This is a genomic window from Marinobacter sp. (genome assembly GCF_965229985.1).
Taxonomy (GTDB): domain Bacteria; phylum Pseudomonadota; class Gammaproteobacteria; order Pseudomonadales; family Oleiphilaceae; genus Marinobacter.
The window spans coordinates 2,206,408-2,231,707 of record NZ_OZ245935.1 but is presented as its reverse complement, the minus strand read 5'-3'; the positions used below and the strand labels follow the sequence as shown (position 1 = coordinate 2,231,707).

Here is a 25,300-nt window from a genome sequence, read left to right as displayed (position 1 = left end):
TCCACCTCCATCAGGCAAACAGACGCTGGACTTTTTGCAGGGCGGTAAACAATGTATCCACCTCGTCCAGTGTATTGTAGAACGCGAATGACGCCCGGGCTGTACCGGGAACTCCATAGAAATCCATCAACGGCATGGCGCAATGGTGGCCAGTGCGGATCGCAATACCCTGTTGATCCAGCAGCGTGCCTATATCACTTGGGTGCAGGCCAGCGATTTTAAAGGACATGACCGGCACTTTCTGCTTTGCTGTGCCGATGATTTCCATGCCGGGGATCGTTTCCACCAACTGGTTGGCCCGCTCAAGCAGCGCGGCCTCGGCCGCTTCCATGGCGGGACGGTCCAGGCTATTCAGGTAATCGATGGCCGCTCCCAGCCCAACTGCCTCGGCAATGGCCGGGGTGCCGGCTTCAAATTTGTAGGGCAGGGTGTTCCAGGTGGTGCGCTCGAACGATACCCGCTCGATCATCTCGCCGCCGCCCTGATAGGGAGGCATTTCCTCCAGCAACTGGGCCTTGCCGTAGAGTACGCCAATACCGGTCGGGCCAAACAGCTTATGTGAGGAGAACACGTAGAAGTCACAGCCCAGGGCCTGAACATCCGGCTGGTAATGCGGTACCGCCTGGGCGCCGTCCACCAGGGTAATGATGCCGTGGGCCTTGGCCTGTTCAACCAGGGCCGCCACCGGGTTCACCGTGCCAAGCACGTTGGAAACGTGGGTAATTGCCAGCACCCGGGTTTTTTCATTGAGCAGGCTGGTAAAGGACTCCAGGTCCAGCTCGCCATCCGGTGTGACCTGAACAGGAATCACTTTCGCACCCGTGCGCTCGGCAATCATCTGCCAGGGCACAATGTTGGCGTGGTGCTCCATGTGGCTCACCAGAATCTCGTCGCCCGCCTTCAGGCGAGGGGCCAGGCCGTTGGCAACGAGGTTGATGGCCTCGGTGGTACCACGGGTCCAGATGATCTCCCGGGTACTTTCCGCATTCAGGAAGTTGCGGACCGTCTCACGGGCACCTTCGAAAGCTGCTGTGGCCCGGTCTCCGAGCGTGTGGGCGCCACGATGGACGTTGGAGTGCATCTCACGGTAATACCGATCCATGGCGTTCAGCACGGCCTCTGGCTTCTGGGCCGAGGCACCATTATCCAGATACACCAGGGGCTTGCCGTTCACCTGCTGAGACAGGATCGGGAAATCCCGGCGAACGGCGTCCACATCAAAGGTGGTGCGCTTGGCTGTGCTTGCCACGGACAGATCGGTCATAACCGCTTACGCCTCCTGGAATGTCTGTTCGAAGAAGTGGTTCAGCCGGCCTTGGACCGTTTCCCGCACTGCTTCAACCGGAATCTGCTCGACCAGCTCGTTGATAAAGGCCATGGTGAGCAGGACGTTCGCCTCACGCCGCCCGATACCCCGTGAAACCAGGTAAAACAGTGAGGTCTCATCAAGCTGGCCAATTGTTGCGCCGTGGGCACACTTCACATCATCGGCGTAGATTTCAAGTTCCGGCTTGGTATCGATTTCTGCCCCGTTGGACAGCAGCAGGTTCTTGTTGTTCATATCCGCATTGGACTTCTGGGCGTCCTGATGGATATGAATCCGGCCATTGAAAACCGCATGGGACTGGTCTGCTGCAATGTTGCGATAGGTCTCCTCGCTGTTGCAGTGGGCAGCCACGTGCTCAATGGTGGTGTGGTTGTCGTAGTGCTGCTTGCCCTGGGTAACAACCACGCCGTTGAGCTTGCACTCGGCGCCTTCGCCCTCCAGTCGAACCTGCAGATCGTGCCGGCGCAGGGGGCCACCAAAGCCAACCGTATGGCTTTCAAAGCGTGAGCTGCGCTGCTGCAGCACACCGGTGGAGCCAATGTGCTGGACGTTTTCGCCTTCCATATTGAGGCGGATGCTGGTGATGTTGGCGCTCTCGGCCACATTGAACTCGGTAACGGTGTTGACCATCACCTGGGCCGCGCCACTGGAGATATATTCTTCAACGAGGGTAATCTGGCTGTGTCGGCCGGCATCCACGAAAATACGCGGGAAGGCGGAGCCGCTGGCCTCGGCCGTTACTTCGTGAACAATGAACAGCGGCTGGTCGAGTACGGCTTCCGGCTTGAGGCGAATCAGAAGGCCGTCTTCAAACCGCGCGGAGTTCAGCCGGGCCATCTGGACCGCCTTGTTGTCCAGGCTGCTGTCCAGACGGTCCGCCAGGTCACTGGCTTCCTCGTCGCTCAAATCACTGAAGCTCTGAATGCTGATGCCGTCGAGATCCGGGTACTCGCAGGCTTCCGGCATCATCACGCCATTGAGAAACGCAACCTTGTAGCCGGGTACCGCCAGGCTGCTGCCGGTCTTGCCTTCAGCCGGCAGGGAAATGGCCATGTCGTCGGTCAGCTTCAGGTACTTGCTGGAGTACTTCCAGTTTTCGGTTTTCCGGGTCGGCAATGGCATGTCGACCAATGCGGTTCCCCGTTGCTTGCGCAGGGCGAGCAGGGGCTCCGGCAGTGACTGACCGGCTGGATGCAGGAACGCGGTGGAAAGCGTGGGTGCTGGTTTCATTCCGCGATCTCCTTAGTTGGCTGAACTGTCGGCAGTTTCTTCGTCCTTGATGCCCAGCCAGCCGTAGCCGCGTTCTTCCAGCTCCAGGGCCAGCTCGCGGCCGCCGGATTTGATGATCTTACCGCCGGCCAGCACGTGCACGTAATCCGGCACGATGTGGTTCAGCAGGCGCTGGTAGTGGGTCACCATCAGGATGGCGCGGTCTTCAGCGCGCAGAGCGTTTACGCCGTCAGAAACAACCTTCAGTGCGTCGATATCAAGCCCGGAATCGGTCTCATCAAGAATCGCCAGCTTCGGCTGCAGCAGCAGTGCCTGCATGATCTCGTTGCGCTTTTTCTCACCACCGGAGAAGCCTTCGTTAACACCCCGCTTGAGGAACGCCGGGTCCAGATCCACCTGTTTGGAGATCTCTTTGGCGAGCTTCATGAACTCGGCCGCGTTCATCTCGTCGTGGCCCTTGTGCTGGCGCATGGCGTTCACGGCAGTGCGCAGGAACTGAAGGTTGCTAACCCCGGGAATTTCCACCGGGTACTGGAATGCCAGGAAGATGCCTTCACGGGCACGTTCTTCGGTTTCAAGTTCCAGCAGGTTGTCGCCATTCAGGGTAATTTCACCCTCGGTGACTTCAAATGCTTCGTTGCCTGCAAGCACCTGCGACAGGGTGCTCTTACCGGAGCCGTTGGGGCCCATGATGGCGTGAACTTCCCCGGCCTTGATTTCCAGGTTGATGCCCTTGAGGATTTCTTTGCCCTCAACGGATGCGTGCAGGTTCTTGATGCTCAGCATTTGTAGCGTCTCTCTCATTTAACCGTCTGAATTCTGTTGCGTGCCCCTAACTCGGGGGAGTCAGCCGTCCTATTAACCAACGGACCCTTCGAGGCTTACCTCGAGCAGTTTGCCGGCTTCGACAGCGAACTCCATGGGCAGCTCCTTGAAGACTTCCTTACAGAAGCCGTTCACGATCATGGAGACCGCCTGTTCCGGGTCGATACCGCGCTGGCGGCAAAGGAACATCTGCTCGTCGCTGACCTTCGAGGTGGTTGCCTCGTGCTCGACGATGGCCGACTTGTTCTTGCTTTCGATGTACGGGAAGGTGTGCGCACCGCAGCGATCGCCGATCAGCAGCGAGTCACACTGGGTGAAGTTACGCGCCCCCTCCGCTCCGGGGCCGAATTTCACCAGGCCGCGGTAGGCATTGGAGCTCTTGCCGGCGGAAATACCCTTCGAGATGATCGTGCTGGAGGTGTTCTTGCCCAGGTGAATCATCTTGGTGCCGGTATCGGCCTGCTGGTAGTTGTTGGTGAGTGCTACGGAATAGAACTCGCCAACGCTGTTCTCGCCCCGCAGGACGCAGCTCGGGTACTTCCAGGTAACCGCGGAGCCGGTTTCGACCTGGGTCCAGGAGATCTTGGAATTCTTGCCGATGGCGGCGCCACGCTTGGTGACAAAGTTGAAGATGCCGCCTTTGCCTTCTTCGTCGCCCGGGTACCAGTTCTGAACGGTGGAGTACTTGATTTGGGCGTCGTCCAGAGCCACCAGTTCAACAACCGCAGCGTGCAGCTGGTTCTCGTCCCGCATGGGAGCGGTGCAACCTTCGAGGTAGCTCACGTAGCTGCTGTCTTCGGCAATAATGAGAGTACGCTCGAACTGGCCGGTGTTGGCCGCGTTGATGCGGAAGTAGGTAGACAACTCCATGGGGCAACGAACGCCCTTTGGTACGTACACAAAGGTACCATCGGAGAAGACTGCAGAGTTCAGGCCGGCGAAGAAGTTGTCACCGGCAGGCACTACCGAGCCCAGGTATTTTTTGACCAGCTCCGGGTAGTCCTGAATCGCTTCGGAGATAGAGCAGAAGATCACGCCGGCTTTGGCCAGCGGTTCCTTGAATGTGGTTGCCACGGAGACGGAATCAAAAACCGCATCTACCGCCACGCCCGCGAGCTTTTCGCGCTCGTGCAGGGGGATGCCCAGCTTTTCGTAGGTTTTCAGCAGCTCCGGGTCCACTTCGTCCAGGCTCTGGGGCATGTCTTCCGGACGCTTGGGCGCGGAATAGTACGAAATCGAGTTGTAGTCGATTTTCGGGTAGCCCACGTGGGCCCAGTCGGGCTCGTCCATCTCGAGCCAGCGACGGTAGGCTTTCAGACGCCACTCCAGCATCCATTCCGGTTCTTTCTTGAGGCCGGACAGGCGGGCGATAACGTCTTCATTAAGGCCGGGTTCGAACGTGTCGGATTCAATGTCTGTTACAAATCCGTACTCGTATTCCCGTTTGATCAGCTCGTTCACCTCGGTGTCGGTGGTCGCCATGATCGTCGCTCCGTATTCTCTCATCGCGGGCTTGCGCCCTTAGTGTCGCCGACAGCGTCAAAGATGGGCTGTCGATCGGATGTCATCAGTTTGGGTGTTGCAGTGGTCGCTCATCCCGTGAGTACGCCCTGCAATCGCTTTTTGGATGACGGATTTCCAAAGCTGGTATTGAAAACTAAGCAGATTAGCTAGCTTTGATCCATCGCTTATGGCGAGCGATTATACAATACCAGAGTAAAATAGTCAGGTATTAATTTTTGCGTGGGGTGATTATACCTTAATCGGCCTTTGGGGCACTAAGGGGTAGGCAATGAGGCTGATAGTCTGGTTATTGCAGGACTGTGGGTTCGAGGTTGGCGCCAGGGGGGACTGCCTCCCAAAACACGCCGTGAACCCATCCATGGGGGCTCGGCATTGCCATCCCTGGCAATGCACGGTTTTGGGAGGCAGTCCCCCCTGGCGCTTCATACTAATTGCTAGTCGCCGGTGGTCAGGATTCTGGTGAGGTAGCTGTGCTCCAGACCCTGTGGGAGATCAGCCGGTTTCGGAATTCGAACGATATGCCCGCTCCCAGGCGCATAGTCCATGGCCTGGCCGTTTCGGTTTTCCATGATATTTGCCGAGAACCGGATGTTGCCGGCCGGGTTTACCAGTTCCAGCTGATCGCCGGGTGCGAATTTGTTTTTCACGTCGATGGTGAGCCACTGGTCATTCGCATCGGTGATAGTGCCGACAACCTGCTGGGTGCCGAGGAATGAGGAGCCCTGTTCGTAGGTCTGGTACTCGCGGGGCAGGTGGCGGCGGAGGAAGCCTTCGGTGTAGCCCCGGTTGGAGAGGGCTTCCAGTTCGTCCATCAGGCCCATGTCGAAGGGCTTGCCCTGCATGGCTTCGTCGATGGCTCGGCGGTAGACCTGGGTGGTGCGGGCCACGTAATAGGTGCTTTTGGTGCGACCTTCGATTTTCAGGGAATGAACGCCCATCTTTGCCAGTTCAGCGACGTGCTGGACGGCTCTCAAATCCTTTGAGTTCATGATGTAGGTGCCGTGCTCGTCTTCGTAGGCGGGAATGAATCCGCCGGGGCGGTTGGGCTCTTCCAGCAGGATTTCCTTTGGAGCCACTTCCTGTACGTCGCCGCTGCCACAGGTGGCGATCAGGTCGCCGGTCTGGTCGTGACCGTGTTCTACCTGCTTGTAGTTCCAGCGGCAGGCGTTGGTGCAGGCGCCCTGGTTGGCATCCCGGTGGTTCATGTAGCCCGAGAGCAGGCAGCGGCCTGAGTAGGCCATGCACAGGGCGCCGTGTACGAAGACTTCCAGTTCCATCTCCGGGACCCGGTCGCGGATCTCGCGAATTTCATTCAGGGCCAGTTCCCGGGACAGGATGACCCGGCTGATGCCCTGACGGCGCCAGAACTCGACGGTTGCCCAGTTCACCGCGTTGGCCTGTACCGAGAGATGGATGGGTTGGTCTGGCCATTTCTCCCGCACCAGCATGATCAGGCCAGGGTCGGACATGATCAGGGCATCGGGTTTTTGTTCCAGTACTGGTGCCAGATCCCTGAGATAGGACCGCACCTTGTCGTTGTGAGGTGCTATGTTGGAGACAAGGTAGAACTGTTTACCCAGTTCGTGGGCCCGTTCAATGCCCGCGCCTAGCGCTGCAACGTCTTTGAAACTGTTGTTTCTTACTCTCAGCGAGTAGCGAGGCTGGCCGGCGTAGACCGCATCGGCGCCATAGGCAAAGGCGGTTTCCAGGTGTTCGGGGGTGCCTGCGGGGGCTAGCAGTTCCGGGGTATTCATAGTGGCTCCGGGCGATTCTGGGAGCGGGGCATTTTGCCGAAAGCGGACGTATGTTCCCTTGATCCTGCTCAAAGGTCGTATTGATTGTTTTCGGCTAACATGTGTACGCTCACGGTTCGGGCTTTTCGGGCCGAAGCGTTGCAAAGGAGGAGTTCCAGATGGCATCAAAGCCTCTGACGCCAGAGGTGGCGCGGGCTTCGCTGAGTGTCAGGGTCAGTTCCCTGATCAGTGTTCAGCTTGCTCGTGGCAAAGTTGGTGTGGAAGTCGTGGCGTCGCAGCTGCATATGAGCCGCTACACGTTGCACAAGAAACTGAAGCGTGAAGGGCTGACATTCGCCCGTTTGCTGGAGGATGTTCGCCGCAGGCAGGCGCTGACCTACATGCAGGACAGGACCAAACCGCTGGTGGAGATTGCCGAGCAGCTCGGTTTTTCTGAGTTGAGCGCATTCAGCCGGGCTTTCAAGCGCTGGATGGGGACATCCCCGGCTGAATACCGCTCTGTCAGGCTTTCCTGATCCGGATCAGACCTTTTTGAACACCAGAGAGGCATTGGTGCCGCCAAAGCCAAAGCTGTTGCTCATCACCAGGTCCAGTTTCTGGTTATCCATGCGTTCCCGAACGATCGGGTAGCCTTCGGCCCCTTCATCAAGGTCCTGGATATTTGCCGATGGAGCAATAAAGCCTTCACGCAGCATGATCAGGCTGTAAATAGCCTCATGTACGCCCGCCGCGCCAAGAGCGTGGCCGCAGAGGGGTTTGGTGGAGCTCAGCGGCGGGATTTTGTCGCCGAACGTCTCTTTCAGTGCTTTCAGCTCGGTGATGTCTCCGGCCGGGGTGCTGGTGCCGTGAGTATTCACGTAGCTGATTTCGCCATCCAGGTTCTTCATTGCCTGCTTCATGCAGCGCACCGCACCCTCGCCACTCGGGGCAACCATGTCGGCGCCATCGGAAGTTGCACCGAAGCCGACGAGCTCTGCCAGGATGTTTGCGCCCCGCGCTTCTGCGTGCTCCAGCGCTTCAAGGGCCAACACACCGCCACCACCAGAAATCACGAAGCCGTCCCGGTTTGCGTCATAGGTGCGTGACGCCAGTTCAGGCGTGTCGTTGTATTTCGTCGACAGGGCGCCCATGGCATCGAACAGCAGGCTCAGGGTCCAGTGGATATCTTCGCCACCGCCGGCAAACATGACATCCTGGCGCCCGAGAGCGATCAGATCGGCGGCATGGCCGATCGAATGCGCGCTGGTAGCGCAGGCAGAGGTGATGCCGTAGTTGATGCCGCGAATGCCAAAACCGGTTGCCAGTGACGCGTTAATGGCACTGCCCATGGTGCGGGGCACACGATAAGGGCCAACCCGGCGGATGCCGCGGTCTCGATGGGTATCGATGGAATCGAGTAATTCAACCGTCGAGGCGCCACCCTGGCCAAAGATAATACCGGTGGTATCGGCCTTGATGTGCTCATCGGTCAGCCCGGCCTGCTCGATGGCTTCGAGCATTGCCAGATAGGTGTAGCCAGAAGCCGGGCACATGAAGCGCCACAGTTTCCGGTCAATCAATTCGGGCAGGTTCAGGTTGATCTGGCCGCAGATGTGGCTGCGCAGACCGTTATCCCGAGCTTCTTCGCTGAAGCCGATGCCAGAACGGGATTCTCTGAGTGACTGGGCGACTTCCTTCTGGTTGGTACCAAGGCTGGAAACAATGCCCATACCGGTGATTACAACACGACGCATCCTGTTAACTCCTAAAAATCATCGGTCGAGGTGAACATGCCAACTCGCAGGTCTTTGGCAGTGTAGATTTCCCGGCCGTCTACTTCCATCCGGCCATCAGCGATTGCCATGGTCAGCTTGCGCCTGATCACGCGCTTGAGATCCAGGCGGTAAGTGACCTTCTTGGCTGTGGGCAATACCTGACCGGTAAACTTCACTTCACCAGCGCCCAGGGCGCGACCCTTGCCTTCACCGCCACCCCAGGCCAGGAAGAAACCTACCAGCTGCCACATGGCATCCAGGCCAAGACAGCCCGGCATCACGGGATCATCAACAAAGTGCACCTTGAAGAACCACAGGTCCGGATTGATGTCGAGCTCCGCTACCAGGCTGCCCTTGCCGTAGAGGCCGTCGTCGTCTGCGATATGCGTGACGCGGTCAAACATCAGCATTTCATTGATCGGCAAACGCATGGAGCCAGGGAAGAGCTCACCGTGGCCGCATTTGATCAGGTCTTCTTTATCAAAATGATCCGGATTCATAGTGCCAGTATCTCTGTTACAAAATGATTTCCTCATACTTTAGCTCGAATTTCGCGAGGAGCTATTGACCTTTAGTGGATGATTGCCGGTTTGAAGTTCCCTGATTTTGTCTGTTTACCCCGTTTGATGGTCATCAAGGTGGTCGCCGGGCACCGCGAATACAATCACCAGGAGTCCGTTTGTGAAATCCGGAGATTCGAAACCGGCAAGGAGGGCGTATGTCCGGGAATGAGGAAACCATCGAAGGCAAGGTCCGGCGCAAGGGTGACCGGGTTATGGTGCGTCTGGAAAGAGAGACCGGGCATTTGCCGGAAAGAGTCTGGGAAATGCTGACAGACTCGGTGTATCTGGCCGAGTGGCTGGCTCCCGGAACGCTGGACGCCAGGCCAGGCGGTCGGGTTCAGCTGGATTTCGGTAACAGTGGTATGCCGATCGATTGCCGAGTCACAGATTGCCAGCCCAATCGTCGCCTGGCCTATTCCTGGAGTTCTGGTGACTCCCCCGAGCGACCCTTGGTGTGGGAGCTTGATCCCATCGACGAGGGAACCCGCCTGTCACTGACCTTGTTACTGCCAGATGATGAAGTGGTGCCCATTGCCTGCGCGGGCTGGGATGCTCACCTTGAGATGCTGCTGGCGGCATTGGAGGGGATCAGTATTCACTTCCCGGCCAGCCGGTTCCGCCAGGCAAGGGCAAGGTTCGAGTTGCTGGTCAGGCAGGAGTTGGCTGCCTGACCAGCGGTTCAGCCTTCGCGGCCATCGGGTCGTGGGCTGGCCAGGATGCCGGTGTAGCGGTACAGGAACATACCGAAGGCAAACAGCCAGAGCAGGGTGCTGCTGCCAATGCCGGGGTGCCAGGGAATGATTTCGAAGGCTGTAAGCACCCGTATCAGTGCGGCCAGATGAATTGCAACGAACGCCAGCACCATGCCTTTGGGCAGCACCAGTGGTCTGCCGCTGTGTCCGAGGGCGACCCTGGCAATGACCCCGAGAATCAGGCACGCGACCGCGCCGGTTCCGGCGGCATGACTCCAGGCGTTGGACGGCCAGCCCGCGAACAGTGTGCCTGCCAGCAGGAACAGGGACACCGGCACCCAAAGGATGGACAGGTGTAGGATCCAGAGCAGTGGTTCCTCGCGAACTAGCCAGCCCTTCCAGCCTGCGAGACGCACCAGCATAAGAGCGCCAGACAGTACCGCCAGCGCACCGGTAATGGATTGCCAGCCAGTCACCAGGGACGCCATAAGCAGAATCAGGCTGAATACAGTTGCCATATCCAGCGCGGGAATCGTCTTTACAGCATTGCTGTCGAGTCCTCGCTGGCGCAACCAGCCGGTGGAAAACGCCGGCGTGATACGGCCACCGATAATGCTGATCAGTGCCATGGCCATGATCAGAGCGCCATAGCTGAAGGCCATGTCGAGCCGGGTTACAAAGCCGATCTGCATCAGCCAGAGCAGGCCGAGTACCACCATAATCATCAGTTGCCGCTTTTGCCGCGCATGCCAGATTCGCCAGCCGGCGTCCACCATCACCAGGGGCAGGAATGCCAGATTCACGCCCTGAACCAGCCAGTAAGGAAGTTCAGCACCGGTTGCCAGCAGCAAACGGCCAGCCAGCCAGACACCCCAGAGCAGCACCAATCTGAATCCGTGGGTGCGTTCTGTCTGGGTCCAGACGCACACTGCGGTTAGCAGGAACCCCGCGATTGCCGCCGACAAAAACCCGAACAGCATCTCGTGCTGATGCCAGAACAAACCGGGCATAGCCAGGGGCAGGCTGATAACACCGTTTACCTGCATCACCCACAGGGGAATAGCGGCAAGAGCCAGAATGGTCATGGACAGAAAGAAAATCCGGAAAGGATAGGAAAATAACTGACCGACGCTGGCAGACGCCTGTTCAGGGGATGTTGGAATGGCCTGCATAGATGTCTCCCATATACATGTATTCTTAGTATATGTTAAACCCTGCCGCCTTCGTTAACCATACCTGCTTGGGGGTAGATTGCGTACAATGGCCGCAAGCCATTCAGTCACAAAGGAAATTCCATGACGTCGTACACGATTCTGAAGCACCTGCACATGACCACCGCGTACCTGACCATCACCCTGTTTGCCCTGCGTCTGCTCCTGGACGCCGTCGGGAGACCGGGCTGGCGCCAGACACCGCTGCGGTTTATCCCCCACATCAACGACACCATTCTGCTGGTGGCGGCGATCTCACTGGTTTTTGTGGCCGGGTACGCTTCGGCCATGCCCGGGTGGCTGATTGCCAAAATTGTCTTGCTGTTCGGCTACATCATCGCCGGCGTATTCGCCCTGAAAACCACCCTCGGAAAGCCCGTTCGGATTTCCGCAGCGGTGCTCGCTCTGGTGCAGGTGAGCGCCATCCTGCATCTGGCCATGGCCAAGCCATTCTGAGTCAGCGCTTATCGCTGATCTGCTTCGTCAGCTCCGCCAGTTGCACTTGAACGGCCTGGAGCTGGCGGGCGATCTCATCCCGCTCATCGTGGGCTTTCTGGGCCTGCTTGGCGTTCTGCTCCTCGCTCATGACCTCCAGGATTGCCCCGATCATCATGTTCAGGAAAACAAACGCAGTCAGGAAAATAAAGGTGATGTAGAAAACCCAGCTCAGCGGGTATTGCTCCATGGTGGCGTAACCAGTTTATACCAATAAGAAATATGCGATTTACGTTGCTAAATGAGGAAGCAGCACATGAGAAACAGAAGTTTAGAAATCTCAGTGGGAAACATTTTTTCTGCAACAATTTTCTTAGGGATTCTGTTTGGGAATTCCCACCAATCAACAACACTTTTTTGGATCTGCAACCGACACTAGAATGCCTATCAGTGACAGGCGATGAAAGCCACTCACCAACGACAGGGATCTGATGAAAAATTTGTTGGTGTTGAAAGCGTAAAGTGGCCGCTCGGTTCTTATAGCGGACATTTGATGGTCGCACTGTTTGCATCAACGTCTGGAGCAACGACCACCACTCTAGCGTCGAGATTAAGTGCTTGGCCATTCCCGATATCGATCAATGGTGAGTCAGGCCAGTGCTTGTGACCGAATAATGTGAGGCCTGAAAATCCCTTTTCCAGAGATTGGGTAATAACAGGATTGCCCTCCCGGCTTCCGTCTGTGTCTTCGGGACCCTCATGTAACATAAGAGTATGGGGCGCTTTTGGATACACAGCTCCATGTGGCGGACAAATGCATCCTCGCCCCAACGGTTGTGGCGTTTCGGATCACCAATGATTCCACCGAGCCCCCCGACCCGGAGTCCAAAGTTAGTTTTGACCACGTTTCCGTTCAAAACTACGATTTTCGCGGGGAGTTTAGTTGTGGAAGCCAAAGAGTCGTGATTTCCAAGAACGGCAATCACTTCTTCAGAGACCCGCGAGAGCGATAGAAATACCGCTTCAACTGGGCCTGTACCCCCGGGTTTTCGGCAGTCAGGATATTCGTATAGATCTCCGCATATCATTACCGTACTGATTGGTGGGATTTCGCCGAGGCCCACGAGCAGAGAAAGCTCTTCCGCAACTGCTTCGCCGAGCAGCCTTTCGGTGCCTTCTAACCGATCGGATAGATATTCCCGGCCCTGAAGGTCCGACATCAAAACCAAACATCCAATGTCGTTTGGAAGCCATTCAGCTTTGGCATGGAAAAATGGCAGCTCTCTCTTACATGGCATTCTGCTGGGGGCACTTGTCCAGTAAGGAAGGGAGTGGAACGGTGTTGGATCAATGCCAGTCAAGCGCATGCGACACCCGCAAATGAATTCAATCGTTCGTACAGTGACTTCACTTTACGCATGTGGTCGTTCGCATTCAGTTCTTGCGCCCGAATGGGTTAAGGTAATTGACATTTGATCGAGCACATATTGGAATCCTTCTGCGTTGAGGTCGACACGAGTAGCGGTTGCGTTAAATGGCTAGTATTGGTCACGAATAGCTGCAGAAAATTAGCTCGGAAATGACGTAAGCGGCCTCTTGTCCTGTTTGACCACCTTGACCGTCGGAAGACAATCAAATTAACGACTTGTAAGCTGATCACGATAGCTCAATGACTTGCATTTGGCGCTTACAGCTCCGAGACGATCAAAGCATTCACAGAGTAATCAGCGTAGATTACCTACCTGAGTGCGGTGCAAGCATCGTCGAGCCCTGCTCACAATGGTGTAAGCAGAACGATCTACCCGCCACATATCCCAGAAGCCTCTGTTTTCAGGAGGTTCTGTGGTGTAAGCAGAAGGATGGGCACACTTCCTTCCTGGTAACCACCTCGTGCACTTGTAGGGCGCAGTAGCAAGCAAAATCCATAGCAAGGTTTTGCAAGTCACTGAAAAATAGAGTTTTCAGTCTGCTCATGTACAGACGCAGAAATTCACGATCCGGTTTCAACACTTTGTCCGGTCGGGGGCTGGGTTACATCTGCTCACATATAGACTGAGCTTTTCACCATGTATCGCAACCCGCCACCCTGCTTAGCTCGTATATAGCCTCAAAATTCACCAACTGCTTGAAAAATATAGGTTGTGTAGATCTGCTCATATATAGACACAGAAAATCACCACAGCTCTAGAAGAACCTGACTGGTGCTCAATGATAGAGCCACAAATTCACCGAGGGCCATGATGCACGCCGTACGCTTTCGACTTACTGGCTTTAGACTAGAGACCGAGACCTAAAGACTTTGGAATAGTTCGCTGCTAAGGGATTACGGGCGGTGAATTTAAAGACCCATCCGGAGACGATGTCGGCACTTCCCAAAACTCCAGGTCAATCTTGCGCGAGTGGGTTTGAACAACGGGGAAGATGCTTCAAAGTAGAACGAAAGCCAATTTTCTCGTTAAGAATAGTCACCGTACTTGACCTGTGAAAGATATAGTTTTACTTTCGTGCATCCGTCAACCGTAGTTAGGAGTTCTCTTGGCGTTTTATGTTCCAGAGCTTTCACTGGATGGCCTAAACACTGTTCAAAAATCAAGTCATCGTTCCCGAAGTATATTCTTTTTATATCCTCCAAGTCATCGGGTTTCATAGCCTAGCTTCCGATACTCAAAAATGAGGTCAGTAGAGCTTTCAAGCTTTTAGGTAAAGCGTTTGGTAAACTCTGATTAACGCCTCAATGTCTTCCGGCTGGATACCTGTCAGGTGACTGAAGTCGCGACGGCCACTGGAATCTAGGCTTTCCAGATGGCCAATGCTGTCCCAGATCGATTTCACTTGCGACAATTTTTCTCTCTTCTCCTGCAAATACGTTGAGCTTTCAGGAAACTTAGTCTTATAACACTCCATAATTGTCTCAGTGATGTAATTCATAACACTCCTTAAGTCATGGCGGTCGGTAATTTCTAACGTATTTTAACCTGTCTCGATCATTTAAACGATTTTAATTTTAAAAGTTGCCTTTCATAGAAAGATAATATATTTCAGTCGAGATAAAGCTCTTTAAATGACATCTCGTAGATTTGGCGAGGTAGACCATGCATAGATCACTCGACATATATAATGCTTCGAATTAAAGTGGTTCATCATGATCACTGACGCTGTTTCGACCAGTTCAGCGCCACCTGTGGATCGGAGGCAAATATTTCAATATCGATCTGCGAGGCTATCGACCTACGTGAAACCTCAATCCAACGAACGGCTGAACGGCTAAGATTCTTTTTGGAAAATTTGGGCTGCGCCGGCGAAATCGCTGTTTGGGAGAACCTACTGAGATATATCGGGGAGGGATTTCTATCACATCTTGAGCTTCGCGAATAGAAGGCAAGCAGAGGCGACTGTTCCTGGTTGGAAGATTCTTTGGTAATCAGTCGGATGGTTGCACGGGATGGACGGTTCACTGGTGTCTTTCTTTTTTTTGGCCAGAATGGCGCTTGAAAGTGGGTTAAGGTTCCTAGCCTGCGACGATGCAGATGCTATTTGGAATGGGGTAGGAGAACACCCAGACCTGACTGAACTCGGCTTCAGCCAACAAAAAAAAGCGTCGTTCAATGAGCGCGACAGGTGGTCTGATTTGGCGTGCAAATCCCGAGGCTATTATTCGACGCCTTTCCTGAGGAGCGGTCGGGTAAATGCCGAGAAGGGGTGAAAAGACAGCTCGCATCTTCTCGTTGTTTTAGGAGTCTGCAAAACGACAGCCAATAAGTCGACACTGGGAGATGGCAGGTGAGTACCAAGGCGTCGATCGCTTCAGGCGATAATTTTCATCTTTACAACGAAGAGCTCCTGTCAGCGGAACCCCGGTCAGTGTTTCTGGCCCTAGAGAAGCCTCCCTCTTATGAGGTTTCAAAGGAGACGTTCAAGGACCAAATCATCGAACGCCTAACTGTGGAGATCCCATCCGAGGTCTTGGATGAAATCGCGATCAAATGGATTAAGTACCGAAAGCTACAAGGCGCTGTAGGTGGCCCCGTCGGGTTGGAATGGGGGAGCCCTGACTGCCCATATGATTAGGCGCCTGAAGGCGGTCGTAAGGCTCGTCACCATGCTGTTGCTCCTGTGCCGCAGCAAAAAGTGCAGGATGCCATCGTCCAGGCCGCTGAAGACTACGAAATTCAATCAATCCCTTCCCTTTGGTTATTGAGAAAAGAACTCGAGGTAGCGTAGAACCTCCCGAAAGCCCTCAATCGAACTCAAGCGATCAATCGGTCTGCATTTGAATGCTTCATTGGGCGTTCTCAACCAGTGAGCCAGGTTGTCTCGATCGTTCCCGATGACGGCGTGCATTCGATGGTAGAGCGCTTTAAACAATATGCAAACGTCCTCCCGCGGACAGTTCGCTAGAAGGGCATTTTCCGGCAGCTCCTCTCTGCAGACACCTAGCTGCTCCGCTATATCCTGGATGCTTAGGTCTTTACCAGAGTCCATTTTTCAATTGCTCCAGGCTCTCATAGACTTTTTTTAGGGAATCAATCTCACCGGTCAAAACGAAATCGAGAGGCCGCCGACCAAAATACGGGGAATTCTGGTTAGCCGCGGTCATAAAGCCGAGGTGATTCTCCGGGTTCTGAAAGACCTCTCTGAGAGACGCGTGAATATTCAGAAGATAAGAAATCGTCACCAACTGGCGCTCTGTCAACGCCTTGAGTTCCTCAGTTGAGTCAAAAGTGTTTTGGTCAACGTCGAGGATGCGGCTTTGATCTGAGTCTTCGACCCCCCAGCCCTTCATGATCCGATACGCCGCCTTCAGGCCCGCCTGACGTTGTTGGAGTGTTTTTTGTTCGGATGTAGGACTCATCACTGACTGGGTAGGCTCCTCAAAAAGCCATTCGTTTCTGTGGTGTTACGTTGCCACAGAAACGACGGGAAGAACACCATCGATCGGAAAGGTGCGTGTCCTGAGCGGAGAGAGCGAAACAGTGGTTAGGTTAAAAGCCGCTTTCCTCTGTCCCCTGAGGCCAGGTTCCAGTCGATTTCAAAGGTGCAATTAATAATACAATGCCAACTCAGTGCGTTACCTCGATGACTCATTCCGTTGTCAGCACTACCTGGGGCTATGCGGATAGTTCTGCCTCGGGCACTTATCGGGTCGGGAAATGTATTGCGTTATAAAGCGCGGGCTGAGATACAAGCCAAGCTCACCTTGAGTCTCGGCACTTTTATGGGGGCTCATCATCGCGCTTGGCCGCTAGTTACGAGCGGCAACTACTCACAAAGGTGCTGAGCCACTGTGATTCCCGCTCAGACGGCTTCAGTCCGTACCTTAAACAAAAGCGAACATTCGAGTCAGGCCTTCCTTCTCCCCCCCGAAGGTTCCAAGCTCGTCATTGGCCTTTGATTCATCATGGTTGATGGAGCAACTTTCAGGTGCCAACTAATTCCGGTATAGAGTTAGCGATAATGGGCTAAGCCGATGTTTACCCCGATTGACCTGCCCCCAGCTTTCCAAAGGCCAAAAAAACTGGATATGTGAAGCCCGGCAAAAGATGAACATAAGCGTCCGACAATCAAATCTTGAGTCACGGGCTGCTGCCGTATTCCGCAGCAGCTAAGTATTACTTTCCAATGGCAAGCTTCGTTAACTCAGGAATCCTCCTGAATAAGAGCAACGAGGTCATGCCGAATTTCTTCCCCGCTCAAATCGGGCCGCATTAAAAGGCGAGGGTTGCCTTCGCGATCAAATACATAAATCGCGCTGCTGTGTGACACCGCATAATTTCCATCGGGGCCAGGTTCGTCATAACCGAAGGTTGTTCTATATCGTTTTGCCAGTTCACGAAGCTGGGGTTCTTTTCCAGTGAGTCCTACAATATTGTCGCCGAAGAAATCCACGTATTCCGCGAGGCGCTCGGGCGTGTCACGTTTCGGATCGACACTCACGAACAAAGTGAGTACTTCATCCTGAAGCTCGGGGTCCAGGCCACTGGTTGCCTGATTGAGCTTTTGCAGGGCGGTCGGGCAAACATCGGGGCAAGAGGTGAACCCGAAAAACAGCATTCTCACGCGGCCACTGTAATCATCGCCAGATACAGACTTGCCCTGGCTATTGATCAGGTCGAATTCCAGCTCAGGCATCAAGCCACTGATGTTTTTACCGTTCCAGTCTTCCTCGTCATTGCCAAAGCAACCAGTCAGCAATAGGGATGCTATCAGCGTTAAGGTCGCCGATATGATGTTGGTGCGCTGTCGCCAGAAGCGAGTTCTCATGACGCTGTTTCCTCAAGTTGTTTGGATTGGTTGGTATATTTTCCGTCCTGATGCATGGCTCGCCGGAGCATCAGAAGAATGCCAAGAATGCTCATCATGGCCGGAGGAATATAGGTCAGCATGCCTCCCAGTAGCTGGTCGACTTCCGGGTCCAGCGGCCAGGCCCTGCCACAGACTTCGTAAACGTCATAGACCATGTCACGTGAAAACACGATCCACGCCCCAAGAAACATCTGAAGCACACCTGCGGCGGCCAGAACCAACATGCGTCTGCCATACCCCAGCGATGAGGTGATCGCCGGCGGTCTTGGATCAAAGATCAACCACCAGAACAGCAGGCCATCCAGCAACATGCTCCAGTTCATGACCCAATACAGATCCCGGCTGAGCATGGCGTCAAAATGGATTGATGGCCACAGCCAGAAATAGATAAGCCCGACAAACAGGAAAAGGGCGATAAAAGGCTGTTGCAGAACGTTATAGACCCAGCCCAGAGGCCTCAATGTATGCCTCCAGCCCGGGCTGATTTTTGCGAACCAGAACCGCATGACCGGTAAAGGGTTGGACAGGGCGATCAGGATCGGACCGATATGATGAAGAATCAGGTGCTGACCCCGATGGACGAAGAACATGTATTGTGCGTAGTAATCGAAGCGGGTCTGCATCACCGCATAACAGATCAGTACCCCCAGGGTGAACGCAAAGATCCGCAGTGAGCCTGGCCGGTCCTGTTCCGGCATCCGAATTAGCCCGACGCCATAGAATCCCATCACGAGCATGTAGCTGAGTATGGTCAGCGGCGAGAAATCGTAGGGTAAAAGGTAGTCAAGCAGTGACATAGCGTTGCCGGTTGTTTTGTTGTTATTTCAGTGACCCTACCTTGGATGTCACCAGGTCGTACAGTTCCTGAGGCCCCAGGCGGCTCAAGGTGTCTCCGTTAACGTAGAATGTTGGGGTTCCGGAAATTCCAACCGCCTTAACGTCCGCAGCATCCTGTTGAATAATGCCGTCAATCTCGGGTGAGTTCATACCGGCCCGAGCGGCTTCGACATCAAGTCCGGCTGACTCCGCCGCATCCCATGCTGCGGCGACCTTTGGATCATCGTGCCATTTCGGTTGTGCTTCCATAACAGCGTCCAGTACCGGCTCATAGACCCCCTGTTCACGGGCGGTTTCCAGGATTCTGACGGCCTCTTCCGAGCCTTTGTGAAACAATACGTAGCGCAGTACCAGACGCACGTTGTCCGGGTAGGCAGCCTGAATCTGTTTCACATAGGGATGCATGGCGCGACAACCTTCGCAGGATGGGTCGAAGAACTCGACAATGGTTACCGGCGCGTCCTCAGGGCCAATAACGGGAGAGTAATCCCTCACCAGTGGCGTTTTTTCAACAACGGCGGGTTCATTAGTGCCCTGGGAGCGATCGTAAATAACAAAAGCACCAGCAAAGACAACCAGACAAAAAAGAAGGAGACTGATGACCAGGGTTCGGGTTTGCACGGGAGATCTTCCTATTTTAAATGAGTTTACGGGTTTCAGATTATTCAGGTGTCCGGTAGCAGCCGACTAGGCACCCACCGCAGATAAAGCATCATTCCAAACAGTTCCAACAAAGACTGGACGACAATCACCACGACGGCCACAGCCCAGGCCTCTGGCATTGACAGTGCCAAAGGTAAAACCACGAAGGAGTTGCGTGTTCCTAGGCTGAAGATGACGGTGCGACCGGTTTCTACCGGTAATCGAAAGACCCGGCGCAGAGCCTTTCCAACCAGAGCCGCAGCTAGAAGATAGGCCGGAAACAGAATCATCAAGGGCCAGATAAGTGAGCCGGTACTGTCGATCTGGCTGACCTGTGTCATTGAGATGATGAACAGTACGACTGTCAGCAGAGGGACCGGCATCAGACCCATGAAGCGAATGAACCCGATGGCTTTTCTGGAGTTTTCGGCCCATTTTTCAGTCAGAAATGCCAGGATAAGCGGGACAATAATCAGCCCGCCAAAGGCCGGCAGGAGGTGCCGCCCAAGCTCAAGATTCACGTCGAACTGATTACCCATGAAAAGCCAGAGGTAAAGTGGAAGAAGACCCAGTTGAGCAATCAGCAGAACCGGTGTTGCCGCAATGGCTCGGGTGCTGTCCCCCTTGCCTAGGTGAGTGAAGGTGACAAACCAGTCGGTACAGGGCATCAGCAATACCAGAAGCACTCCCAACTTCAGCGCGTCATTGTCCGGCAGCGCCAATATCAGCAAGGCAGTGATCGCCGGCATGACCAGAAAATTTCCGGTGAGCAAGGCACCCATGAACCGACGGTCCCGGAACATATCAGACAGGTGGGTCAACGGTGTTTGAGTAAATGTGGCGTAGAGCAGAACTCCGAGCAACCCCCAGATTAAGTAATCCGGCACACTGTCACCGAGGGACGATGTCCAATCCACAGACAGTCCGAAAACAACAGCGATGAGGTAGGCCCAGACCTGGTGGCGTTCAATTACGTCTCGCATGGCGTGCTCGTAACCGAGTGGAATGTCGGCCATTCGCAGCATATCTGCCACACGGTACCCTTTTCAGCAGCCCTGCTAGCCATGGCCATAAGTATGGGCATCTTTGTGACTGTGATCAGGATGTTCAAACTCCAATGTTGAATGAGTGATGCCGAACTCGTTTTCCAAAGTTCGTTTTATCCCACCCTTGACTTTTTCAAGTTCATTCCATGCACTTATTTCGACCACCACATGGGCGTCGAGGGAGGCATCATGCTCACCCATCTGCCAGAAATGTACGTGGTGAAGGTCTAAAACGCCTTCTACGTTTGATAAAGCCTCGATGACAGAATCTGTGTCGATATCCACTGGGCTACCCAGCATGAGTGTCCGGATGGTTCCGCCGATTTCCGTTAAGCCCAGGTAGAGAATATAGCTTGCGATACCAATTGTGATCGCGGGATCAACCCAACGCATGTCGTACAGGAGAATCAGGGCGCCGCCTACAACGACTGCAATTGACGCAAACGCATCAGACAAGTTGTGTAGAAACAGCGCACGGATGTTGACGCTGTCCTTTTGCATGGAGTAAGTGAGCAACGCGGTCAAACCATCCACTACCAATGCGATAATGCCAAGCCAAACTACCCACCAGCCCTTGATTTCCGGGGGATCTAGGAATCGCATGCCACCTTCGTAGATTAAATATGCCCCGATCATAATCAAAGTGGTGTAATTTATAAGTGCCGCAACAATCTCAATTCTCCCGTAGCCAAAGGTCATCTTCGAGTCGGCCGGGCGGCGTGCAATCTTCCGCGCCGCAAATGCAATAAATAGTGACGCCATATCCGAAAAGTTGTGTATAGCGTCGGCTATCAGCGCCAAGCTGCCAGCGAAGATCCCTCCAGCGATCTGAGCCAAGGTTAGGATACCGTTCGCCCAGATAGCTACTGCAACTCTCTTATCCTTAGTATCCGGTGACATGTGAACATGCTCGTGGCCCATTGTTTTCTCCTTGGTCGTTGCTGTTCAATTAAACGTAGTCGCAACACTCGCTAAGCCGGACTCAGAGGGCTTAGCGAGTGATGCGACCGCGCGAAAACTAGCCATTCTGGCGATTTTTCGTGTTGTTCCCAACACCTTTCTCGGCTGTGAAGCCCGTGACCAAAATCATGATCACGCCCAGGACGATGAACACGTCGGCAAGGTTGAACGCCGGCCAATGCCAGGATTGCCAATGGAAATCCAGGTAATCGACAACGTGGCCTCGAAAAACTCGGTCGATGACATTTCCCAGTGCGCCTCCAAGAACCATGGCGTAAGCTAGGGCTTCTGTTCGTTGATGGCTGTCCCGAATCAATTTGACCAGAACAGCTGAGACGACAACGGCTATTGCGATAAAAAAGTATCGCTGCCAGCCCCCGCCATCGGCGAAGAGACTAAAGGCAGCGCCTTTATTCCATACGTGCACCCAATTAAAGAAAGAAGTGATCTCAACCGATTGCCCGTAAGCCATGGATTGCTGGACCAGCCATTTAATGGCCTGGTCAGCCAACGCTATCAGCGTGGAAAAGCCGAGAAAGTTCAGCGTAAAAAAGCGAGAACGGTCTCCAGACATCGAATTATCCTTTTAGTGCAAGTATGCGCTTGGCACCGATGAGTACAATGCCTCCCACAATGCCGCCAATAACCAGATCCGGGTAGTTGGAGCCGGTCCAGGCGACAAGAAGCCCTGCGAGGATAACCCCTAGATTGATGACCACGTCGTTGGCCGAAAATATCCAGCTGGCTTTCATGTGAGCACCGCCTTCACGGTGTTTGGCGATCAGGAGCAGGCAACTGACGTTGGCAATAAGGGCCACAGATGCGACGGCCATCATCATCAGCGACTGCGGATCACTGCCGAACAGAAAACGCCTGCCAACCTCAACTAGTACACCGACGGCAAGGATGAGCTGGAGAATGCCAGCAACATGGGCCGCTCTGACCTGCATTTTGATGCCATGCCCGACGGCGTAAAGCGCAAGACCGTAGACGGCAGCGTCGGCAAGCATGTCTAGCGAGTCAGCAATCAGGCCAGCGGACTGGGCGATCAGGCCCATCGTCATTTCGACCAGAAACATCAGACCGTTGATTGCCAGCAGTATCCATAAAGTGCCGGATTCCTCGGTTTCGTTGGCATTAGACGACTCAGCCGATCTGACGGATTCAGCGCTGGCCTCTTCTGACTTCTGCAAGGAAGCGCCCAGCCCCAGGGTTTCCAGCTTGCTCGTAATAGGTCCGGCTTCGCCTTGATGAATAATTTCCAGATTTCGATTCGATAGGTCGAATGAGAGTGACCGAATGTTGTCAAAGCCATTGAGCGCCATTCGAATCATTCGCTCTTCCGAAGGACAGTCCATTTTTGGCACTTTGTAGGTGCTGATCTGGGCTCCATGTGTGGTGATAACGGGGTTCCGAGTGTAATTATCTGTGCCAGCTTCCTCACTGCCACACTGTCCGTCACAGGTGTTGCTCATTTTCTCGGCTCCGGTTCTCGTACAAATGATGCAATTTAAAACCCTGTAGTTACTACAGGGTCAATGACTAATTTACTCTAGTCGTTAAGATCGGCGTTTATCTGGATAAAGATCTACAATGATAAGTGAAATGGAGTGGGCATCTCATTTTTGGGGGATAACTTTATGATTTCATCTAAAGGGCTTGCTGCAACCGCTGCGCTATTGGTTTTTCCAGCATTGGTAATAGCGCATGGTGACCAAGGCCCCTGGCAAGGGCATGGTCCCGGCATGATGATGGATCAGGAGCAAATGCAGCAGATGCACCAGAACTGGTCTCACATGAACCAGCTGATGCAACGCATACCTGATGAAGCATCACCGCAAGAGCGGCAACGATTGATGCGAGAACACAGGGAGGCGATGCAAGAACAAATGGATTATATGCATCGCGGCATGATGGGACCTGGCATGATGCGTGGACAAAACGACATGATGGGAGGTCAGCACCTGATGAACGGCGGCGGTAAATCAAAAAATGGTGGTAGTCTGTCTAACGAGCAACAAATTCAGATGATGCAAGAGCGCATGGATCAAATGCAGCTGATGATGGAGCAGATGTTGCAACACCAGAAAAATTTGAACGTGCAGTGATTTGACGTGGCACTCGCCCCCAACTCGACCACCAAGCGTGTGGCTGAATTGGGGGACTGAACATCTCTATATGAATTACTGTTTCGAACCTTGCATCAGTTGCTAGATTCTTTATCCCCGGTCAGGCAAAGCGTCCAATTATTTAAAGTGCGCTCTCGCCCATTCAGCACAGAATGCTCTTCATCAGCTATGGCGAACGCGTTCAATCGCTCCGAACAATCTAAGCTCTTGATCGAACTTTCTGCGTTAGATCTCTATTTGACCCTGTAGTTGCTAAAGGGTTTAGGGATGTCTGATCTGAAGAAAAAGAGGGCTTGGTATGAACCGCATGATAATGGCTTGCGCAACTTTTATGCTCGTCGGACTCTTGATCTTTGCAGGCTTTGATCTTCGGAAAGTGGATGTTACCGAGAGCGTTGTTGTTGATGCGCCCCGCACGGAGATTTGGGGGGCAGTGACGGATTTCGAAGGCATCTTTCACCGAGCAAATGACGCTCATATTTTGACTGAGATAACGAGCCGACCCGGTACGGGATTTGTTGACGGGCTTAGATTTCTCCAGGTTGAAACGGTTGGTGGAATAAAAGGGGTTCTGGACGGGCGTGTGTACGACGTCTTTCCGCCAACACGCTACAGATGGTCAGCCGAAACTACCTACAGCCTTTTGGGGATCGATATCGTTGACGTGTTCGAGGGGGGAGATTTACGAATTGAAAAGACCAACTCTGAGAAAGGATGGCGTCTCTCTCACCGGGTATACGGTGTCTTCCCCGATTCCTTTAAAGGCAGAGCCTTGAGTTGGTTCATGTCAGCCTTTATGGGCATCGAGTCAGACGCTGCGCAACACACCCGGGTTGAGTTGGAGTACGTCAAAAGGGAGCTTGAGAAACGATGAGACAGGGCGACAAGAGCGTACTTGTCCTTGGTGGCTACGGAGCTGCCGGGACCGCTACTGCGACTTTCTTGGGGCAACGGATCGACGGCAATATTGTCTTGGCAGGGCGTTCACTGGAAAAAGGGCGTAAACGAGCGGAACAGTTAGATCGCGAAGCCGGTGTCACAGGTCGTTTCAACGCCAGATCAATTGATGTGGCTGACGCTGCACAGGCCAGGCAATGCTCGCATGAGCAAGATGTCGTTATTGTGGCATGTGACCTTTCCGTGTCTGCTCTTGAGAATCTGGTTCACGGTTGTATCGCGAATCGAGCCGACTACATCGATATCACTCCAAATCCGCGCAAGCTTGAGGTATTCCAAGGCATGCGGACACTCATCGAGACCAGCGACAGCCGATTTGTACTGGATGCAGGTGCTGATCCGGGGCTGCCCGGGTGGCTGGCTCGATGGCTTTGTCAGGCCTCTCCGGGGACAGTGAAGGATATTCAGATGTATGGGCGTTATCGATCCACCGACATAGGCTGGGGCGGTGTTGCCGACATCCTGAGTGCCGCTGATCGCCAGGGGTGGAAGTATAATGGCGGATGGACACAGTCCCGTTTTTGGGACGTCCGTTATAGAAGGTTCGAAGGCGGGTTGGGAAGCAGCATCTGTGTTCCGGTTTTTCTGGATGAACTTCATGGCTTACCGCAGGAGCTATCACTGGAATGCTTCAGCTTCTATCACGCCGGTCTCAACCCGGTTACCGATGTGCTGATGACATTTGAGAGAACGGGAATGCTTGGCTGCTTTTCCTTCAAGTCACGCCAGCGCGCATTTTATTCAGCTCTTAAACGCTTCACTAACAAGCCATTCGGCCTTGAATTGACTGCCGAGAGCCGAGGTGACCGCGCATCGCGCCGAGTATCAATTGGCCATCATGATCTTTATCGCGCAACCGCAATCCCTGCCGCGATTCATTGTGAGTCGCTTTTGGAAGGTTCCGGGGATGAATCTGGGGTCAGATGGGAATCGCTTTCATGCTCACAACGCGATGTACGAAAACGGCTGCTTATATTCAAGTTCAATTCAGTGTCAAAGGATATAATAGAAGGTTTTAATTTTATATTGTTGAAAATAAAAGAAAAAATATTTCAATGTAATAATTTTGCAACAGATACAAAGCACCATCTTCTCAGCATTTGAAAGACTT

The 25,300-nt window shown here is 53.9% G+C and carries 26 protein-coding genes; 6 read left to right on the top strand and 20 right to left on the bottom strand.

The annotated features are described in order from the left end of the window. Positions 1-10 precede the first annotated feature (10 nt). The 5 genes from ACO06L_RS10245 to yegQ all read right to left on the bottom strand — a co-directional run bounded on the left by ACO06L_RS10245 (position 11) and on the right by yegQ (position 6,660). Positions 11-1,264 (bottom strand): aminotransferase class V-fold PLP-dependent enzyme, encoded by a 1,254-nt coding sequence (locus ACO06L_RS10245; protein ID WP_202348539.1) that lies wholly within the window; start codon positions 1,262-1,264, stop codon positions 11-13. 6 nt (positions 1,265-1,270) lie between these two features. Next, positions 1,271-2,557, bottom strand: coding sequence for a Fe-S cluster assembly protein SufD (sufD, locus tag ACO06L_RS10240; protein WP_202348538.1), 1,287 nt, complete (start codon positions 2,555-2,557; stop codon positions 1,271-1,273). A 12-nt stretch (positions 2,558-2,569) separates the two neighbouring features. Then, on the bottom strand, positions 2,570-3,343 hold the full coding sequence (gene sufC, locus ACO06L_RS10235) for a Fe-S cluster assembly ATPase SufC (RefSeq protein ID WP_202348537.1): 774 nt from the start codon (positions 3,341-3,343) through the stop codon (positions 2,570-2,572). Between the two features lie 72 nt (positions 3,344-3,415). Beyond that, positions 3,416-4,864, bottom strand: a complete 1,449-nt coding sequence (gene sufB, locus ACO06L_RS10230; RefSeq protein ID WP_008169346.1) for a Fe-S cluster assembly protein SufB — start codon at positions 4,862-4,864, stop codon at positions 3,416-3,418. A gap of 476 nt (positions 4,865-5,340) precedes the next feature. Next, positions 5,341-6,660: a tRNA 5-hydroxyuridine modification protein YegQ gene (gene yegQ / locus ACO06L_RS10225; RefSeq protein WP_202348536.1), complete on the bottom strand. Its 1,320-nt coding sequence runs from the start codon at positions 6,658-6,660 to the stop codon at positions 5,341-5,343. Positions 6,661-6,818: 158 nt separating this feature from the next. On the opposite strand from yegQ, the gene ACO06L_RS10220 reads away from it, so the two are divergent. Then, positions 6,819-7,175, top strand: coding sequence for a helix-turn-helix transcriptional regulator (locus ACO06L_RS10220; RefSeq protein WP_014578227.1), 357 nt, complete (start codon positions 6,819-6,821; stop codon positions 7,173-7,175). A gap of 6 nt (positions 7,176-7,181) precedes the next feature. Here the strand turns inward: ACO06L_RS10220 and fabB are convergent, their stop codons facing one another. Together fabB and fabA are read right to left on the bottom strand one after the other, a co-directional pair. Beyond that, on the bottom strand, positions 7,182-8,393 hold the full coding sequence (fabB, locus tag ACO06L_RS10215) for a beta-ketoacyl-ACP synthase I (protein ID WP_008169352.1): 1,212 nt from the start codon (positions 8,391-8,393) through the stop codon (positions 7,182-7,184). Between the two features lie 11 nt (positions 8,394-8,404). Beyond that, complete coding sequence (fabA, locus tag ACO06L_RS10210; RefSeq protein ID WP_008169354.1) at positions 8,405-8,914, bottom strand: bifunctional 3-hydroxydecanoyl-ACP dehydratase/trans-2-decenoyl-ACP isomerase; 510 nt, start codon at positions 8,912-8,914, stop codon at positions 8,405-8,407. A 218-nt stretch (positions 8,915-9,132) separates the two neighbouring features. Here fabA and ACO06L_RS10205 point away from each other — a divergent pair, with 218 nt between their 5' ends. Then, positions 9,133-9,648 carry an SRPBCC family protein gene (locus ACO06L_RS10205; RefSeq protein WP_138103048.1) on the top strand — a complete coding sequence of 172 codons (516 nt, stop codon included), beginning with the start codon at positions 9,133-9,135 and terminating at the stop codon, positions 9,646-9,648. Positions 9,649-9,656: 8 nt separating this feature from the next. Here the strand turns inward: ACO06L_RS10205 and ACO06L_RS10200 are convergent, their stop codons facing one another. Beyond that, the gene (locus tag ACO06L_RS10200) at positions 9,657-10,841 is read right to left on the bottom strand and encodes an NnrS family protein (RefSeq protein ID WP_202348535.1); all 1,185 of its coding nucleotides are present in this window, start codon (positions 10,839-10,841) and stop codon (positions 9,657-9,659) included. Between the two features lie 123 nt (positions 10,842-10,964). Between ACO06L_RS10200 and ACO06L_RS10195 the strand changes: the two genes are divergently transcribed. After that, complete coding sequence (locus ACO06L_RS10195) at positions 10,965-11,336, top strand: SirB2 family protein (protein ID WP_202348534.1); 372 nt, start codon at positions 10,965-10,967, stop codon at positions 11,334-11,336. A 1-nt stretch (position 11,337) separates the two neighbouring features. Here the strand turns inward: ACO06L_RS10195 and ACO06L_RS10190 are convergent, their stop codons facing one another. The 12 genes from ACO06L_RS10190 to ACO06L_RS10135 all read right to left on the bottom strand — a co-directional run bounded on the left by ACO06L_RS10190 (position 11,338) and on the right by ACO06L_RS10135 (position 22,578). Further along, a complete protein-coding gene (locus ACO06L_RS10190) occupies positions 11,338-11,565 on the bottom strand; it encodes a hypothetical protein (RefSeq protein ID WP_008169362.1) in 228 nt (75 codons plus the stop codon). 388 nt (positions 11,566-11,953) lie between these two features. Next, the gene (locus ACO06L_RS10185) at positions 11,954-12,535 is read right to left on the bottom strand and encodes a metallophosphoesterase family protein (RefSeq protein WP_227716149.1); all 582 of its coding nucleotides are present in this window, start codon (positions 12,533-12,535) and stop codon (positions 11,954-11,956) included. Between the two features lie 1,468 nt (positions 12,536-14,003). Further along, a complete protein-coding gene (locus tag ACO06L_RS10180; RefSeq protein ID WP_202348532.1) occupies positions 14,004-14,243 on the bottom strand; it encodes a hypothetical protein in 240 nt (79 codons plus the stop codon). A 1,263-nt stretch (positions 14,244-15,506) separates the two neighbouring features. Beyond that, positions 15,507-15,656 carry an MbcA/ParS/Xre antitoxin family protein gene (locus ACO06L_RS10175; RefSeq protein ID WP_227497861.1) on the bottom strand — a complete coding sequence of 50 codons (150 nt, stop codon included), beginning with the start codon at positions 15,654-15,656 and terminating at the stop codon, positions 15,507-15,509. Positions 15,657-15,783: 127 nt separating this feature from the next. Next, a complete protein-coding gene (locus ACO06L_RS10170; RefSeq protein WP_202348566.1) occupies positions 15,784-16,167 on the bottom strand; it encodes a hypothetical protein in 384 nt (127 codons plus the stop codon). A gap of 785 nt (positions 16,168-16,952) precedes the next feature. After that, the gene (locus ACO06L_RS10165; protein WP_202348531.1) at positions 16,953-17,576 is read right to left on the bottom strand and encodes an SCO family protein; all 624 of its coding nucleotides are present in this window, start codon (positions 17,574-17,576) and stop codon (positions 16,953-16,955) included. Further along, positions 17,573-18,415, bottom strand: a complete 843-nt coding sequence (locus tag ACO06L_RS10160) for a cytochrome c oxidase assembly protein (protein ID WP_023010648.1) — start codon at positions 18,413-18,415, stop codon at positions 17,573-17,575. The genes ACO06L_RS10165 and ACO06L_RS10160 overlap by 4 nt, the downstream gene beginning before the upstream one ends. Positions 18,416-18,437: 22 nt before the next feature. Further along, positions 18,438-19,076, bottom strand: coding sequence for a DsbA family protein (locus ACO06L_RS10155; protein WP_058091791.1), 639 nt, complete (start codon positions 19,074-19,076; stop codon positions 18,438-18,440). Positions 19,077-19,120: 44 nt separating this feature from the next. Further along, entirely contained in the window at positions 19,121-20,122 is a 1,002-nt protein-coding gene (locus tag ACO06L_RS10150) for an arsenic resistance protein (RefSeq protein WP_206769037.1), read from the bottom strand. 33 nt (positions 20,123-20,155) lie between these two features. Beyond that, positions 20,156-21,064 carry a cation diffusion facilitator family transporter gene (locus ACO06L_RS10145; protein WP_421845636.1) on the bottom strand — a complete coding sequence of 303 codons (909 nt, stop codon included), beginning with the start codon at positions 21,062-21,064 and terminating at the stop codon, positions 20,156-20,158. Between the two features lie 97 nt (positions 21,065-21,161). Next, on the bottom strand, positions 21,162-21,677 hold the full coding sequence (gene lspA, locus ACO06L_RS10140; RefSeq protein ID WP_014575727.1) for a signal peptidase II: 516 nt from the start codon (positions 21,675-21,677) through the stop codon (positions 21,162-21,164). Positions 21,678-21,681: 4 nt separating this feature from the next. After that, the gene (locus tag ACO06L_RS10135) at positions 21,682-22,578 is read right to left on the bottom strand and encodes a cation transporter (RefSeq protein WP_014575728.1); all 897 of its coding nucleotides are present in this window, start codon (positions 22,576-22,578) and stop codon (positions 21,682-21,684) included. A gap of 165 nt (positions 22,579-22,743) precedes the next feature. Here ACO06L_RS10135 and ACO06L_RS10130 point away from each other — a divergent pair, with 165 nt between their 5' ends. The 3 genes from ACO06L_RS10130 (at position 22,744) to ACO06L_RS10120 (ending at position 25,293) form a co-directional block, all read left to right on the top strand. Further along, positions 22,744-23,211, top strand: coding sequence for a hypothetical protein (locus ACO06L_RS10130; protein ID WP_041644857.1), 468 nt, complete (start codon positions 22,744-22,746; stop codon positions 23,209-23,211). Positions 23,212-23,530: 319 nt separating this feature from the next. After that, entirely contained in the window at positions 23,531-24,106 is a 576-nt protein-coding gene (locus ACO06L_RS10125) for a hypothetical protein (protein WP_041644859.1), read from the top strand. Continuing rightward, positions 24,103-25,293 (top strand): saccharopine dehydrogenase NADP-binding domain-containing protein, encoded by a 1,191-nt coding sequence (locus ACO06L_RS10120; RefSeq protein WP_227510567.1) that lies wholly within the window; start codon positions 24,103-24,105, stop codon positions 25,291-25,293. The genes ACO06L_RS10125 and ACO06L_RS10120 overlap by 4 nt, the downstream gene beginning before the upstream one ends. The last annotated feature ends 7 nt before the right edge of the window (positions 25,294-25,300 follow it).

Coding starts and splice junctions, on each gene's coding strand:
- ACO06L_RS10220 (WP_014578227.1), top strand. CDS start 6,819: ATGGCATCAAAGCCTCTGACGCCAGAGGTGGCGCGGGCTTCGCTGAGT.
- ACO06L_RS10165 (WP_202348531.1), bottom strand. CDS start 17,576: ATGAGAACTCGCTTCTGGCGACAGCGCACCAACATCATATCGGCGACC.
- ACO06L_RS10120 (WP_227510567.1), top strand. CDS start 24,103: ATGAGACAGGGCGACAAGAGCGTACTTGTCCTTGGTGGCTACGGAGCT.
- ACO06L_RS10190 (WP_008169362.1), bottom strand. CDS start 11,565: ATGGAGCAATACCCGCTGAGCTGGGTTTTCTACATCACCTTTATTTTC.
- ACO06L_RS10125 (WP_041644859.1), top strand. CDS start 23,531: ATGAACCGCATGATAATGGCTTGCGCAACTTTTATGCTCGTCGGACTC.
- ACO06L_RS10170 (WP_202348566.1), bottom strand. CDS start 16,167: ATGAGTCCTACATCCGAACAAAAAACACTCCAACAACGTCAGGCGGGC.
- ACO06L_RS10145 (WP_421845636.1), bottom strand. CDS start 21,064: ATGGGCCACGAGCATGTTCACATGTCACCGGATACTAAGGATAAGAGA.
- yegQ (WP_202348536.1), bottom strand. CDS start 6,660: ATGAATACCCCGGAACTGCTAGCCCCCGCAGGCACCCCCGAACACCTG.
- ACO06L_RS10200 (WP_202348535.1), bottom strand. CDS start 10,841: ATGCAGGCCATTCCAACATCCCCTGAACAGGCGTCTGCCAGCGTCGGT.
- fabB (WP_008169352.1), bottom strand. CDS start 8,393: ATGCGTCGTGTTGTAATCACCGGTATGGGCATTGTTTCCAGCCTTGGT.
- ACO06L_RS10185 (WP_227716149.1), bottom strand. CDS start 12,535: ATGTCGGACCTTCAGGGCCGGGAATATCTATCCGATCGGTTAGAAGGC.
- ACO06L_RS10160 (WP_023010648.1), bottom strand. CDS start 18,415: ATGTCACTGCTTGACTACCTTTTACCCTACGATTTCTCGCCGCTGACC.
- ACO06L_RS10135 (WP_014575728.1), bottom strand. CDS start 22,578: ATGAGCAACACCTGTGACGGACAGTGTGGCAGTGAGGAAGCTGGCACA.
- ACO06L_RS10205 (WP_138103048.1), top strand. CDS start 9,133: ATGTCCGGGAATGAGGAAACCATCGAAGGCAAGGTCCGGCGCAAGGGT.
- sufC (WP_202348537.1), bottom strand. CDS start 3,343: ATGCTGAGCATCAAGAACCTGCACGCATCCGTTGAGGGCAAAGAAATC.
- ACO06L_RS10130 (WP_041644857.1), top strand. CDS start 22,744: ATGATTTCATCTAAAGGGCTTGCTGCAACCGCTGCGCTATTGGTTTTT.
- ACO06L_RS10150 (WP_206769037.1), bottom strand. CDS start 20,122: ATGCTGCGAATGGCCGACATTCCACTCGGTTACGAGCACGCCATGCGA.
- lspA (WP_014575727.1), bottom strand. CDS start 21,677: ATGTCTGGAGACCGTTCTCGCTTTTTTACGCTGAACTTTCTCGGCTTT.
- ACO06L_RS10195 (WP_202348534.1), top strand. CDS start 10,965: ATGACGTCGTACACGATTCTGAAGCACCTGCACATGACCACCGCGTAC.
- fabA (WP_008169354.1), bottom strand. CDS start 8,914: ATGAATCCGGATCATTTTGATAAAGAAGACCTGATCAAATGCGGCCAC.
- sufB (WP_008169346.1), bottom strand. CDS start 4,864: ATGGCGACCACCGACACCGAGGTGAACGAGCTGATCAAACGGGAATAC.
- sufD (WP_202348538.1), bottom strand. CDS start 2,557: ATGAAACCAGCACCCACGCTTTCCACCGCGTTCCTGCATCCAGCCGGT.
- ACO06L_RS10245 (WP_202348539.1), bottom strand. CDS start 1,264: ATGACCGATCTGTCCGTGGCAAGCACAGCCAAGCGCACCACCTTTGAT.
- ACO06L_RS10180 (WP_202348532.1), bottom strand. CDS start 14,243: ATGAATTACATCACTGAGACAATTATGGAGTGTTATAAGACTAAGTTT.
- ACO06L_RS10175 (WP_227497861.1), bottom strand. CDS start 15,656: ATGCACGCCGTCATCGGGAACGATCGAGACAACCTGGCTCACTGGTTG.